We start from the raw sequence: 12,346 nt of genomic DNA on the forward strand, positions 1-12,346 counted from the left end.
ACTTTTGTGTCGCTATTCGTTGTATGTGGGCTGACAAGCCTCTCCTTACTGGCAAGTAGCAAATTATCTATTGCAGAGCCATCTTGACGGGTAATATCTGGCACATAACGGCTATACACCCTAAATAACATTTCTGTACTACTATGTCCCATTTGCCGTGCTATCCATTCAGGATTTTCACCAGCAGCAAGCCAAAGCGTTGCTGCTGTATGTCTAGTTTGATAAGCCCGTCTGTGTTTAAGACCTAATAACTCAAGAGTTGGCTTCCACACTCTTCGATTAACATTGCGATACTCAAGAGGATTGCCTTGACTATTACAAAAAACAAAATCAGATTTACCATAAGTACGTCTTTTTTGTTCTTGCAGAGCATCATAGACAATTTGCGACATAATGATTTCACGTTGCGATCCAACGGTCTTAGTTGGTCCAAGCTCTCCATCTACAAGAGCCTGTTTAATTGAAATCTCTCTTCTATGAAAATCAACGCAATCCCATGTCAGTCCATCAATCTCACTGGTACGCATTCCTGTAAAGAATCTTATAGTGTAATAAGGCTTAAAATCTTTACGTACAACATTAATAATCCGCCATACTTCATTTAACGTGAAAGGATTAACTGTTGGACGAGACTGTTTTAGATTTTTAATATTTTTAAAAGGCATCTCAAACTCGTAGCGTTCTGAAGCTTCTTCTAGTATCATACGAAGAGGTATCATGATCTCGTTGATCCGTGTTACCGACAGACTTGATTGGCCATCTTTACCGTAACGAACTTTGGCGAGAGAGCTACGGAAGGCCATCAAGTCTGGCTTCTTTATAACGTGTATTGCTTTATTACCAAAACTGGGTATCAAGTACTTATTAAGAATAATCTTGACCTTTTTTCGATAAGAAGGCCGCCATTCAATCATCTTTTCTTCAAACCAAATATCGGAAAATTCTCTAAAACTTGGATTACGACTGATACAAGCCTCTGACCTATCAGATAACTTCCGCATCTCTTCTGCTTTTTCACTTTTAGGAAAATAGGCAGCATAATCGAATATTCCAAGCGTTATTTCTGCTTCCATCTTTTTAAGTATTTTATCTAGTTTTTTGCGATTAGCAGGGGTATCTGCAAAAGCTGTCTTTTCTCTACAGCGTACCCCCATATATCTAAAATCAACAACTAACTTGCCAAAGCGTGCTCTCATAGTAGCCATAGTTTATCTCCTTAAAATTATTGAAGAGCCATTCCATTAATAGTACTCATTACTGGCTTGCACATATCCTCCTCGATACGCTCCCAAACATACAAAATCTTTCTACCGCCAAACGGACGTATGTAATGAATATTTTCAATTAATACGCTGTCTTTTAGTTGATTACGTATTGTGCGTGGATCGTATTTGATACGTTCTGCAAGCTCATCTGTTGTTAAATATGTATTACTCATAATTTTTACCTTTTTTCAGTTAATAAATACCTGCATTAAGTGCTAGAATGTAAAATGAATTTAAACTTTAAGAAAGTATAAATTCTTCTATTCGAATAATTATTACCTGTTTAATGGTAATAATTACTCTATTTACGTACTATACAATCTTTTTACCCCAATGTAAAGCATTTTTACCCGAAAAGAGGTAATTTTATGATCAAAAATAATTTCCCCGTCATTCTTGCTGAAAAAAGGCTTCGAGTAGCAGATGTCGTGAGAGCAACAGGCATGAGTAAATCAACTCTTCATAAACTATATAATGACGAGTCTTCTAGGATTGATTTCAATACCATAAATCAATTGTGTGAGTTTTTAGATGTCCAGGTAGGTGACTTATTTGTTTATGAGCCAGACTCTAAGGAAGTTGATAGAGGAGAGGTATCGAATGAGGATTAAAAGGGGAGAGTTGGTTAATTTTAACTGAAGTCCAATAACGTTATAACTATTTGATTTTTAATAAAAAAATTATTTATCTGGTCACGTTTTGGTCACGCTTTTTTTGATAGCTAAGTATCTAATCTACCAAAATATGAAGTCATATTTAGAAAAACATTTTTATTAATATAATATTTGATTCCAATCTATAAAATAGAAAGGTCGGGGTCAATTTTACAGTTGGGGTTTTACTACTTGGGCACGAAAGGGTCACGTTTTGGTCACGCCTCTATCTATTAAGATTTTTAATGTTAAGATATGATTAATAAAGTCCTTTAGATCTGATAGATAACTCCCTATTAACCTACTGATTTTAAAGACAAAAAAAAAGCCTCACTATGAAGTGAGGCTTCTTTAGAATATGGAGCGGGAAACGAGATTCGAACTCGCGACCCCGACCTTGGCAAGGTCGTGCTCTACCAGCTGAGCTATTCCCGCATTTGGTAGGATGATGCTATTATCATTTTACTATGAAATAATACCACACCTAGTATATCAAGCAATTATCTAATATTCTTCTATTAAGCAAGTTTTATTTAAAGTTGCTGTCATAGTTAAGATTGCTAAAACGATATATAAAAACAAAATTTGGAGCGGGAAACGAGATTCGAACTCGCGACCCCGACCTTGGCAAGGTCGTGCTCTACCAGCTGAGCTATTCCCGCATAAACCTGATAACTTATACTTAAACATCAGTGGATAACTAATATCTATAAGCTAAGTTACTGTAACTTGATAGGTGGGCTATTATAGATTAAATATAAATTCTGTCAACACTTTTTTTCATATTATTATATGGTCACAGCGTTAACATCATTCAAAGCTGTATGCATATCATTTATCTTATCAATACATTGCAAATTACTGATAATTAAACCGCCTTAACCTTTTTAAAATATCTTAATGAATGTTTAATTAATCCCACTGACACATAGTTTACAATTTAAAGCTGTATTATGGTTAGTTATTCGATAAACTTTGTCTATGTACGTTTATAAAAGATGACAACGTATCCATTATATTCTTGAGCTAGACTAATGATCATCGTTAGACCTATTTAGGTCATTGCTTAAAAGTTACCCAATAATAACCACTCTGCATTGTGTAAATGACTTATCATCAATTTATTGCAATAGACTGATAGTCCGCTCCGAAATAAACACTTGCTAAACTATGAGGTATGGCAATTACCCTTAAAATCAGGGATGTATACCTACTAACGAGGACAGTTATGAAAAAAATATTAATCCGCAGTACCTTAGCCGCATCGCTATCTTTAATGGCTTTATCAGGCTGTAGCTCTACCACCAATTCTGGAGTATTGGGTAGTGAAAGACAACAGCTGTTGCTGGTTTCCAGTGACCAAGTGCTACAGATGTCAGCCCAAAGCTATCAGAAATTATTACAAGAGGCTCGTGCTGAAGGGGTGCTCGATACCAATCCAGCTCAGCTGGCCCGTCTTAACAGAATCGCCCAAAAGTTAATCAACCAAGCGGAGCTCTATCGCGGCGATGCTAAAACTTGGAAGTGGGAAGTGCATACGATTCGTTCTAATGAATTAAATGCTTTCGTACTGCCGGGTGGTAAGATTATGTTTTACTCGGGCATCATTGATCGATTGGATCTGACTGATGACGAAATTGCCGCCATTATGGGGCATGAAATGGCGCATGCCATCCGTGAGCATGCGCGTGAACGAATTTCGAGTGAAGTTGCTACGCAGACGGGCATCGGTATTGCCGCCAGTATCTTTGGTCTGTCACAGGGTCAAGCCCAATTGGCGACTATTGCTGGAGATTTGGGTATTGCACGTCCCCACAGTCGTACTCAAGAGTCTGAAGCGGACAAAATTGGTTTAGTGCTTATGGCAAGAGCAGGCTATGATCCTAATGCCGCAATTACACTTTGGAAAAAAATGCAAAGTGCCAACCAAGGTGAGCCACCTCAGTTTTTAAGCACTCACCCTTCAAGCACTAATCGTATTGCGACTTTGCAAGAGCTTATTCCGCAAGTGACATCATCATACAAACAATAATTTTGTATTCTGCCAGTTCAAAACAGCCTTCTGCAATGCAGTGGCTGTTTTTTTGTGTCAGTGTTTATGAGTTAACACTGAGAAATTGAAGTGTTGCAGTGACACACTATAGTCAAAGAAGTCTAAAGTGGTTACAAGGCAACCGAGTGCAAGTACTACTGAAGTAGGCTTAACGAGGTTAACACTGTAACCGTTTAGTAGTTCACTGACTATAGAGCATCATAATGATTAACTGTTACTATAGAGGTCTAATAGAGGTCTAAAAATTATTTATGTGTTAGGAGTGCTATTTTGAAAGTATATAATGAAATAATAAACCGCTTACAATCGCTCAGTCCAGAACATGTCGACCTCTTAAATGAGTCCATGAATCATTCTGGCTATTTTGACGGTAAAGAAAGCCATTTTAAATTGACGGTTGTCAGTACACAATTTGACAGAAAAAGGTTGGTTGCCAGACACCAATTAATTTATAACCTGGTTGATGATTTGATGACCAGCCAAGGTGGCTCAGTTCATGCCCTTGCGATTCATGCTTATACGCCTGATGAGTGGCAAAAGTTGGCGGATACATCGAGCAGTGTCCCCGCCAGCCCCCTATGCGCAAGCAAACGTAACTAGCATGCTAATAATGACAGTAAGCTAAAACTTTTTTAATGTGATGTACAATAATTTGAGGAAATTATGAAACACTTTCATATCCTAATGGTGGTAATAACCATCTTATTATTTATATGGCAGTCCTATTTATCACTATCGGACGGTCATAGTATTAGTAAAAAAGCTAAAATTGCGACGCATATTGTGTATACCTTGTTAATAGTGTCTGGTGTGCTAAATGTGATGCCATTGCTATCTACCAATGCACCTCTTCAATGGGTAGGTGCGAAAATTATATTACTCATTGCGGCAATAAGTGCTAGTATTAAAGCATTCAGACCGACTGCGACGCCTGTCCAAAGAAAGGCAGGGATATTTATTGCGTCTATCGCTTATATTGGTATTATAGTTTTAGCGATAACCAAACCTGCTAACTTTTTTTGATAAAACGTTTTAAGAAGACATTTTGATGAAGCGTTTTCATAAATTACAAGTAAGCACTAAAACCAAATAAGTTGTTTAAATAAACAACGTGACAACCAATTAATTAAATCTGTGTTTGATTCACGACTTTCAAATGGAAAACACACGGAACCTTTAGGAAAAAAAAATGTCAAAATTCACTATAAAATCTCTGTCACTCTCAAGTGTTGCACTTGGTGGTTTTTTACTGTTATCTGGCTGTGCCAGTACAGGCAATGTGTCTCCGCAATATATTCCGCCAAGCACTTACCAAAGCTATGACTGTTCAGGTTTATCGCAAGAATATAATCGCATCACCACTTATATTAATAATGAGAGCGGCAGTTATTCTGGAATAACAACCACAGGCGTCGGTGTGGGTATATCAGCAGGACGTTGGGGAGTATCGCCAAACATCAATATTGGACTGGGTAAAAGTAATAACTCTCAAGCTCGTGATGCCAAATTATCCCGTTTATTCGGAGAAAGAGACGCTGTGGTTCAATCTGCACGACTTAAAAACTGTGCCTTTGCCGCCAATCTTAAAGTCTATGGTGAGAAGTGATTCATACACAAGGCGGTATAGCTTTTTAATAAAAGATTAAGAATAGTTTAACGATGGTTTAAAAGATTTATAAGTCGTCTAGTAGTTAATAAAAGTTATATATTCGCATTTTTCATTCGCACTCTTCATTCGCATCAAATAGTTAAGGTAATACGCATTAAGGCAACAAAACCATGAGTCAGCCCATCACATCACCAGAGTCTACTCAAAACAGCCAAGCAGCTACTGCTAATACGGCTAAGGTACCCCATTTTAAACGTCGTGATGACCAGCGTGTGGTCATTACAGGTATGGGGGCTATTACGCCTTTAGGTCTTGATGTTCAAAGTACGTGGCAACGCTTGATTCAAGGTGAAAGTGGCATCAGACCTATTAGCCACTTTGACGCCTCCTCTTATCGCGCGCAGTTTGCAGGCACCATTGAAGGATTTGATGTTAGCCACTATATGGTAGCAAAAGAAGCCCGTCGTTATGATAGCTTCATACACTATGGCGTGGCAGCCTCTAGCATGGCGCTTAAACAAGCAGGTTTTATTGATACCATCTCCTCGGAGCCTACCCCTGTACAGCATGTGGATGCTGACCGTTTCGGCGTCATTATCGGTTCAGGCATTGGGGGATTGCAGACTTTAGAAAATGGACGAGATGCGCTAGCACAACAAGGGGTTCGCCGTGTCTCTCCTTTTAGCTTGCCGGGTGCTATTGTCAACATGGCAGCAGGGATGGTGGCCATAAAGCATAACTTACGTGGACCAAATTTAGCGACTGCTACTGCTTGTACTTCAGGGGCTCATGCCATTGGTCTGGCTGCCAGACTGATTGTATACGGAGACTGTGACGTCATGCTTGCTGGTGGTAGTGAAAAAGGCTCTAGCCCTCTTGGAATGGCTGGATTTGCTGCCATGGGGGCTTTGTCATTACGCAATGAGGACCCTACCCGTGCCAGTAGACCATTCGATAAAGACCGCGATGGCTTTGTGTTGGGCGATGGATCTGGGGTTGTTGTCCTTGAAAGCTTGGCGCATGCTAAAGCGCGAGGTGCCACCATATTGGCTGAATTAGCAGGCTTCGGTATGAGTGACGACGCCCATCATATTACCGCCCCACCAAACAATGGTGAAGGAGCTGCTCGTGCCATGCAGCACGCCATTAAGGATGCAGGCATTAAAGCGTGTGACATCGGTTACATTAATGCTCATGGCACCAGTACTCCCGCAGGTGATGTCGCTGAGTCGCAGGCTATTGAGGGAGTATTTGAGGCTTGTAAAGACAGCCTATTGGTGAGCTCAACAAAGTCAATGACGGGTCACTTACTGGGTGCTGCAGGGGCTATAGAAGCTATTTTTAGTATATTGGCATTACAAGAACAAGTCGTACCCCCGACTATTAATTTAGATAATATCGATGAACACTGTCATTTGGATTATGTGCCCAATCAAGCACGGACAGTCGCTAACTTAACCTATACCATGTCTAATAGCTTTGGGTTTGGGGGAACCAATGGTTCTGTTATTTTCTCACGTTGGTCTGAATAACGGATAACGTACAATACTAATATCAAACATGGAGACTCGCTAATATGACACAAGTCGCATTCTCACACCAATTTTCTCATCGCTGGTCTAATGCGCCAGAAGCGGTCAAAAACGCTTTGATACAAGAGTTTGATGACATTGTACGGTTGTTGGACAACGACACTGACTTAGAGACGTTTCAATTCTCGCAACCCGATCTGAATGCTTATATTGATACCATTTATACAGACATTGCCGCGGAACAGCAGGCTGCCCTATTGGAAGCAGAAAGACTTGAAGCTGAGAAAGAGGCGGCGGAAAAAGCTGAGGCAGAAAAAGCTGAGGCAGAAAAAGCTGAGGCAGAAAAAGCTGAGGCAGAAAAAGTTGACGCTGAAAACGATAGGGCCAATCTAGAAGCTGCGAAGCTGTATGACGAGCAACTGGCGGTTAAAGAGGAAGAAGAAAAGGCTGGAGAGTCAGAATCTACAGAACTTTTGTCGTCCTTAGAGTCTACTGCTGATAATAGTAATCATCCGATAGATCCAGATAACTCAGAGGATATGACATCTGTGGCGTCAAATGCGACCACCACACCGCCAAACTTCGAATTCGAAACCACACAAGGTGAGCTTGATGAAGCGTTCCTCAAAGAGTTAGAAAGTCGTATTGACGATTACTTAAGTGAGCAACTGAGCGCCATGTCAGAAGATCTTAAATCTTGGTTACGCGATCAGGTAAACGCTCGTCTAGGCAATAAATAATATGTAAATACTGAGCGATTGTTACCTTATATTTCTATCTTTATATAAACTAGCACTGCTAAAATAGACTTAGCGATATTAATCCCATAACCGTTTAGTCGTTCGCTGACTATAGTTACTCATGCAATACTTTATAAATAGTATTTGCCATGACTTTACCAATACCATTTACCCCTTCTAACTCTTGTTGAGAAGCTCCCAATAGCTGCTGTAAGCCACCAAAATGATTGAGTAGATCACGCCGGCGCTTCTCTCCTAATCCTGGAATCGCCTCCAGTACTGATGAGGAACGGCGCTTGTCACGCTTTTTGCGATGGGCGGTGATCGCAAAACGGTGCGCTTCATCGCGTATATTCATAATCAAATGTAGTGCCTTTGAGTCCATCGGCAAGTCTAATGGCTCATGTTGCAAAAAGTGCAACACCTCCAAACCCGCTTTACGCCCCTCGCCTTTTGCCACCCCTATCAGCAGTGTATCATCAAGAATATTGAGCTTAGTTAATACCTCTTCGGCCATATTTAACTGACCTTTGCCGCCATCTACCAACAATACATCTGGTAATGGGTGCTTTTTGTAGCGACGAGTTAGCGCTTGAGCCATAGCCGCATAGTCATCGCCATCTTGAACACCATGAATCGCATATTGTCGGTAATCGCGCTTGCGAGCACCGCCCTGATCGAATACCACACAGCTCGCTATGGTCGCCTCTCCCATGGTATGCGAGATATCAAAACATTCAATTCTATCGATATTCTTCTGTGTAACTGGCTCTAGCACCTCTTTAAGAGCGCCAAATCTAGCATGAAGCTCGAGATAATCACCCAACTTAGTCTTTAGCGCATTTTGAGCATTGAGTTTAGCCAAATCTAACCACTCAGCACGGTGCTCACGTACCGCAGTCTTAATGACCGTCTTACTTTCAAAATGGGTACTTAAGGCTTCTTGCAAAGCCATTTGATCCGGTAGCTCATGACTGATAATAATTTCACCTGGCAAATCATCAGTAACCTGAAAGTAAAACGAGCTTAAGAAAGCAGACAAGTTATCACTTAAGGGCTCACTGCTGTCAACATCTGGAAAGTAGTTTTTACCCCCCAATACTCGCCCACCTCGGACAGTCAAGACATTGACACAAGTCATACCTGCCTGACTGGCGATTGAGACTACATCGGCCTCACCTTGTACGGTATAAACGGCTTGACGCGACTGGACCTCACGTAGCATTGATAGCTGATCACGATAAAAGGCTGCTTTTTCAAAATCTAGCTTGTCGGCTGCCCCTTCCATTTTATTAATCAGTGCCTCGTGAATATCACCTGAGTCCCCCCTTAGAAAGCGGACGGTGTTTTGTACATCTATGGCATAATCTTCAGGAGAGACTAAACCAACACAAGGCGCACGGCATCGTTTTATTTGGTATTCAAGACAAGGACGTTTGCGTTGCTTAAAGAAGGTATTAGTACACTGACGGATTTGAAACATTTTCTGCATCAGCACTAACGTCTCTTTGGCCGCATATGCCGAAGGAAAAGGGCCGAAAAACTTGCCTTTTTGATGCTTCGCTTTCCCCCTACCATAAGCCAGTCTTGGGTAGGGTTTATCCGCTGAAATAAACACATATAAATAGGATTTATCATCGCGCAATAGGACATTATAAGGGGGACGATATTCCTTAATGAGGTTTTGTTCTAGTAGGAGTGCTTCTGTTTCACTACGAGTAATAATGGTTTCAATGTTGTGAATACGTGACACTAATGCTCGTGTTTTAGGATGATCTATGGTTTTAGCAAAATAACTATTAACCCGATTTTTTAGGGATTTTGCTTTACCCACATATATAATATCCCCATTTTTGCCCAGCATTTTATACACCCCTGGCAAATTGGGCAGGCGCTTAATCAGATGCTTTAGGCGGGCTTGTTTATCATCGACATCAGTCGCTACAGACTTACTAACCATAACTTTTAAAAGCTCACAAGTAACGTATATGTTTTATATTAATGGGGAGAAATCATTCAGATTACAAGCACTGACGTAGGATTATAGACGTATGAGTTATAAATAATAAAAGGGTCTTCAATCGAATAGATTGAAGACCCTTTTCTAATCACCATAACAGTCATTAGTTCTTTTTGGTATACGGTAATTTAATCTTAAACTTAACCGTTAAGCGAAGTTCAAGTAAGTGATAGCATACTTAGTATCTTAAATACCTGGTGCAGTTTCAACCGCATCTGGTACACCTGCATCCGTTTTGCTTTGAACACCTTCACGGCGCGCAGAGAGCTTCTCGCGAATACGGGCAGACTTACCTGAACGCTCACGTAAGTAGTAAAGTTTCGCACGACGTACCGCACCACGGCGCTTCACTTCGATGCTATGAATAATTGGAGAATGTAGCTGGAATGCACGCTCAACACCGATACCACTTGAGATTTTACGAACGGTAAAGGCAGAGTTTAGACCACGGTTACGCTTTGCAATAACCACACCTTCAAAGGCCTGAAGACGTTCGCGATCCCCTTCACGTACTTTCACTTGAACCACTACTGTATCGCCAGTAGAGAAGTTAGGACGCTCAAGAAGTTGTGAATTTTCAACAGCTTGTACTAATGGATGTGCATTACTCATGAGATTGCTCCTCACATGGGATGGCATAGGCTAAGGCGCGTACCACCCGTTTATAATAATAACCTCTTCGACTCAGTTAGAGAAATAAGAGGAAACAGGAATAGGAATTTGGCTTTAGAATCTGGTTTTTAGAGGTAACTGACATCAAGTCAATAACCTTAACGAACATTAAAAGCCTTAACAGGGTTTTTAAATTCGTCAGTCTAAACATATAAATCAATAAAATATTAAAACGATTGCCTAATAAAGATAAAAAAGTCTATCTTCTATATGCTCTATTAATCGGTCAACTTTTTAAGTAGACGGGCCTGCTCTTTATTGGGCGTAAAACGTCGCCATAGATCAGGTCGCCTTTGTTTCGTACGAGTCACTTGTTGCTGAAACCGCCATGTTGCAATATTAGCATGATGGCCCGAGAGTAGTACCTCTGGCACTTGCAAGCCTTCAAAGTTATAAGGCTTGGTATAATGTGGACAATCAAGCAATCCCTCAACAAACGAGTCTTGCTCTGCAGACTGCGCATCACCCATTACATCAGGCAATCTGCGAATCACACTATCCATTAATACCATTGCAGGTAGCTCGCCGCCTGTTAATACGTAGTCTCCAATGGAGATCTCTATATTAACGTAGCGCTGTAACAACCGCTCATCGATCCCTTCATATCGACCACATAACAAAATCATAGCGTCATAATCACGCATAGACACCACTTTGTTTTCATCTAATGCGTCTCCTTGCGGAGATAAATAGACAACGGGACAATGATCGCTATCAACAAGACATCCATGTTGACTGGCTTGTTTCTTTGCATAGTCAATCGCTTTTGCCAATGGCTCAGCCATCATCACCATACCTGGACCACCCCCAAAAGGGCGTTCATCTATACGGCGATAATTGTCGGTTGTAAAATCGCGAGGATTTATACAGTCTATAACCACTTGCTGATTTTGAACGGCTCTACCAGTAATGCCAAACTCACGAATCGCGGTAAACATCTCTGGTAATATGGTGATGACAGCAAAGTACATCAGGTCACCTCCATTTTATACAGTCATTCAAATTCAGTGTAGTAGATAGGGTAAATAAAGAACTTAGAGTTATTAGGCTTAAACTTAAACTTAATTAAACTCAGACATAAAGGCTTATAGCTTTAAACAGGCGATAAGCTTAAAAATCTCGTTCCCAATCTACAATAATCTGTTGCGTGGTTAAATCAACGTCATCAACAGTTTGTTTATGCCAAGGTATTAAACGGGTTTCATCATCAATACTGTTACTCGTTGGCACCACTCTCATAATGGGATGTGCGCCAGTTTCGAACAATTCTTTAATGGAACCTAGATACTCATCTTGCTTATTAACAACTTTTAAACCAACCAAATCAGACCAATAATATTCGTCTTCTTCAGTGCCAGGTAAGCTGTCTTTATCGATCCAAATACTAACACCGTTCATAGTCTCAGCGACATTGCGATCCGGTACTTGCTCAAATTGAGCCACAAGCCCCGTTCCCTGCTTACGCCATTGACTGACAGTAAGTGGTTTAAACCCTGTCGCTGTTTTCATCCACCAAGGTGAGTAGCTAAAAATAGCTTCTCGATCCTCAGTTTCACTAAAAACCCATAGCCAGCCTTTAATGCCGTATGGTTTTTTTAGTTGTCCTATCTTCATAAGACTGTCAGCATTAGGTGCGGTCATAAGACAAATATCATTTTAATGTCAGTCGCATAAAATTAAATTCAACGACAAATTAAGAACGATAATTTAAAGTCGTCAAGATTTAAAATTCTGCCACTATTGATAAAAAACACATACTAAAAATGGCCTCACAATGAGATACTATCTCTTAGTGAAACCAT

12 protein-coding genes, 2 tRNA genes and 1 pseudogene are annotated in these 12,346 nt (G+C 40.5%); 7 read left to right on the forward strand and 8 right to left on the reverse strand.

The features are described from left to right. Positions 1 to 56: 56 nt before the first annotated feature. Positions 57 to 1,205: pseudogene (locus AC2SLT_RS10790) on the reverse strand (Arm DNA-binding domain-containing protein); the annotation flags it as partial. Positions 1,206 to 1,222: 17 nt separating this feature from the next. After that, positions 1,223 to 1,438, reverse strand: a complete 216-nt coding sequence (locus tag AC2SLT_RS10795; protein ID WP_028859326.1) for a hypothetical protein — start codon at positions 1,436 to 1,438, stop codon at positions 1,223 to 1,225. Positions 1,439 to 1,633: 195 nt separating this feature from the next. Here AC2SLT_RS10795 and AC2SLT_RS10800 point away from each other — a divergent pair, with 195 nt between their 5' ends. Then, positions 1,634 to 1,876: a helix-turn-helix domain-containing protein gene (locus AC2SLT_RS10800; RefSeq protein WP_486547661.1), complete on the forward strand. Its 243-nt coding sequence runs from the start codon at positions 1,634 to 1,636 to the stop codon at positions 1,874 to 1,876. 401 nt (positions 1,877 to 2,277) lie between these two features. Here AC2SLT_RS10800 and AC2SLT_RS10805 read toward each other — a convergent pair. Both AC2SLT_RS10805 and AC2SLT_RS10810 read right to left on the reverse strand, forming a co-directional pair. Further along, positions 2,278 to 2,353: transfer RNA gene (locus AC2SLT_RS10805), tRNA-Gly, on the reverse strand. Positions 2,354 to 2,504: 151 nt separating this feature from the next. After that, positions 2,505 to 2,580, reverse strand: a tRNA-Gly gene (locus tag AC2SLT_RS10810). Between the two features lie 566 nt (positions 2,581 to 3,146). Between AC2SLT_RS10810 and AC2SLT_RS10815 the strand changes: the two genes are divergently transcribed. The 6 genes from AC2SLT_RS10815 to AC2SLT_RS10840 all read left to right on the forward strand — a co-directional run bounded on the left by AC2SLT_RS10815 (position 3,147) and on the right by AC2SLT_RS10840 (position 7,852). After that, the gene (locus tag AC2SLT_RS10815; protein ID WP_486547662.1) at positions 3,147 to 3,950 is read left to right on the forward strand and encodes a M48 family metallopeptidase; all 804 of its coding nucleotides are present in this window, start codon (positions 3,147 to 3,149) and stop codon (positions 3,948 to 3,950) included. A gap of 291 nt (positions 3,951 to 4,241) precedes the next feature. Then, positions 4,242 to 4,571 (forward strand): BolA family protein, encoded by a 330-nt coding sequence (locus tag AC2SLT_RS10820; protein WP_486547663.1) that lies wholly within the window; start codon positions 4,242 to 4,244, stop codon positions 4,569 to 4,571. A gap of 63 nt (positions 4,572 to 4,634) precedes the next feature. Beyond that, positions 4,635 to 4,994 (forward strand): SirB2 family protein, encoded by a 360-nt coding sequence (locus tag AC2SLT_RS10825; RefSeq protein WP_486547664.1) that lies wholly within the window; start codon positions 4,635 to 4,637, stop codon positions 4,992 to 4,994. 166 nt (positions 4,995 to 5,160) lie between these two features. After that, positions 5,161 to 5,577, forward strand: coding sequence for a hypothetical protein (locus tag AC2SLT_RS10830; protein ID WP_486547665.1), 417 nt, complete (start codon positions 5,161 to 5,163; stop codon positions 5,575 to 5,577). Between the two features lie 173 nt (positions 5,578 to 5,750). After that, positions 5,751 to 7,112 (forward strand): beta-ketoacyl-ACP synthase II, encoded by a 1,362-nt coding sequence (gene fabF, locus AC2SLT_RS10835; RefSeq protein WP_486547666.1) that lies wholly within the window; start codon positions 5,751 to 5,753, stop codon positions 7,110 to 7,112. 44 nt (positions 7,113 to 7,156) lie between these two features. Further along, positions 7,157 to 7,852: a hypothetical protein gene (locus tag AC2SLT_RS10840; RefSeq protein WP_486547667.1), complete on the forward strand. Its 696-nt coding sequence runs from the start codon at positions 7,157 to 7,159 to the stop codon at positions 7,850 to 7,852. Positions 7,853 to 7,967: 115 nt separating this feature from the next. Here the strand turns inward: AC2SLT_RS10840 and uvrC are convergent, their stop codons facing one another. The 4 genes from uvrC to rimM form a co-directional block, all read right to left on the reverse strand. Next, a complete protein-coding gene (gene uvrC, locus AC2SLT_RS10845) occupies positions 7,968 to 9,812 on the reverse strand; it encodes an excinuclease ABC subunit UvrC (RefSeq protein ID WP_486547668.1) in 1,845 nt (614 codons plus the stop codon). Between the two features lie 246 nt (positions 9,813 to 10,058). Beyond that, positions 10,059 to 10,484, reverse strand: a complete 426-nt coding sequence (gene rplS / locus AC2SLT_RS10850; protein WP_486547669.1) for a 50S ribosomal protein L19 — start codon at positions 10,482 to 10,484, stop codon at positions 10,059 to 10,061. A gap of 278 nt (positions 10,485 to 10,762) precedes the next feature. Next, on the reverse strand, positions 10,763 to 11,515 hold the full coding sequence (trmD, locus tag AC2SLT_RS10855; RefSeq protein WP_486547670.1) for a tRNA (guanosine(37)-N1)-methyltransferase TrmD: 753 nt from the start codon (positions 11,513 to 11,515) through the stop codon (positions 10,763 to 10,765). Positions 11,516 to 11,654: 139 nt separating this feature from the next. Next, on the reverse strand, positions 11,655 to 12,185 hold the full coding sequence (gene rimM, locus AC2SLT_RS10860) for a ribosome maturation factor RimM (RefSeq protein WP_486547671.1): 531 nt from the start codon (positions 12,183 to 12,185) through the stop codon (positions 11,655 to 11,657). Positions 12,186 to 12,346: the final 161 nt, after the last annotated feature.

It is taken from the genome of Psychrobacter sp. CX18, from assembly GCF_057396215.1.

Coding starts and splice junctions, on each gene's coding strand:
- uvrC (WP_486547668.1), bottom strand. CDS start 9,812: ATGGTTAGTAAGTCTGTAGCGACTGATGTCGATGATAAACAAGCCCGC.
- fabF (WP_486547666.1), top strand. CDS start 5,751: ATGAGTCAGCCCATCACATCACCAGAGTCTACTCAAAACAGCCAAGCA.
- trmD (WP_486547670.1), bottom strand. CDS start 11,515: ATGTACTTTGCTGTCATCACCATATTACCAGAGATGTTTACCGCGATT.
- rplS (WP_486547669.1), bottom strand. CDS start 10,484: ATGAGTAATGCACATCCATTAGTACAAGCTGTTGAAAATTCACAACTT.
- AC2SLT_RS10830 (WP_486547665.1), top strand. CDS start 5,161: ATGTCAAAATTCACTATAAAATCTCTGTCACTCTCAAGTGTTGCACTT.
- AC2SLT_RS10825 (WP_486547664.1), top strand. CDS start 4,635: ATGAAACACTTTCATATCCTAATGGTGGTAATAACCATCTTATTATTT.
- AC2SLT_RS10800 (WP_486547661.1), top strand. CDS start 1,634: ATGATCAAAAATAATTTCCCCGTCATTCTTGCTGAAAAAAGGCTTCGA.
- AC2SLT_RS10840 (WP_486547667.1), top strand. CDS start 7,157: ATGACACAAGTCGCATTCTCACACCAATTTTCTCATCGCTGGTCTAAT.
- rimM (WP_486547671.1), bottom strand. CDS start 12,185: ATGACCGCACCTAATGCTGACAGTCTTATGAAGATAGGACAACTAAAA.
- AC2SLT_RS10795 (WP_028859326.1), bottom strand. CDS start 1,438: ATGAGTAATACATATTTAACAACAGATGAGCTTGCAGAACGTATCAAA.
- AC2SLT_RS10815 (WP_486547662.1), top strand. CDS start 3,147: ATGAAAAAAATATTAATCCGCAGTACCTTAGCCGCATCGCTATCTTTA.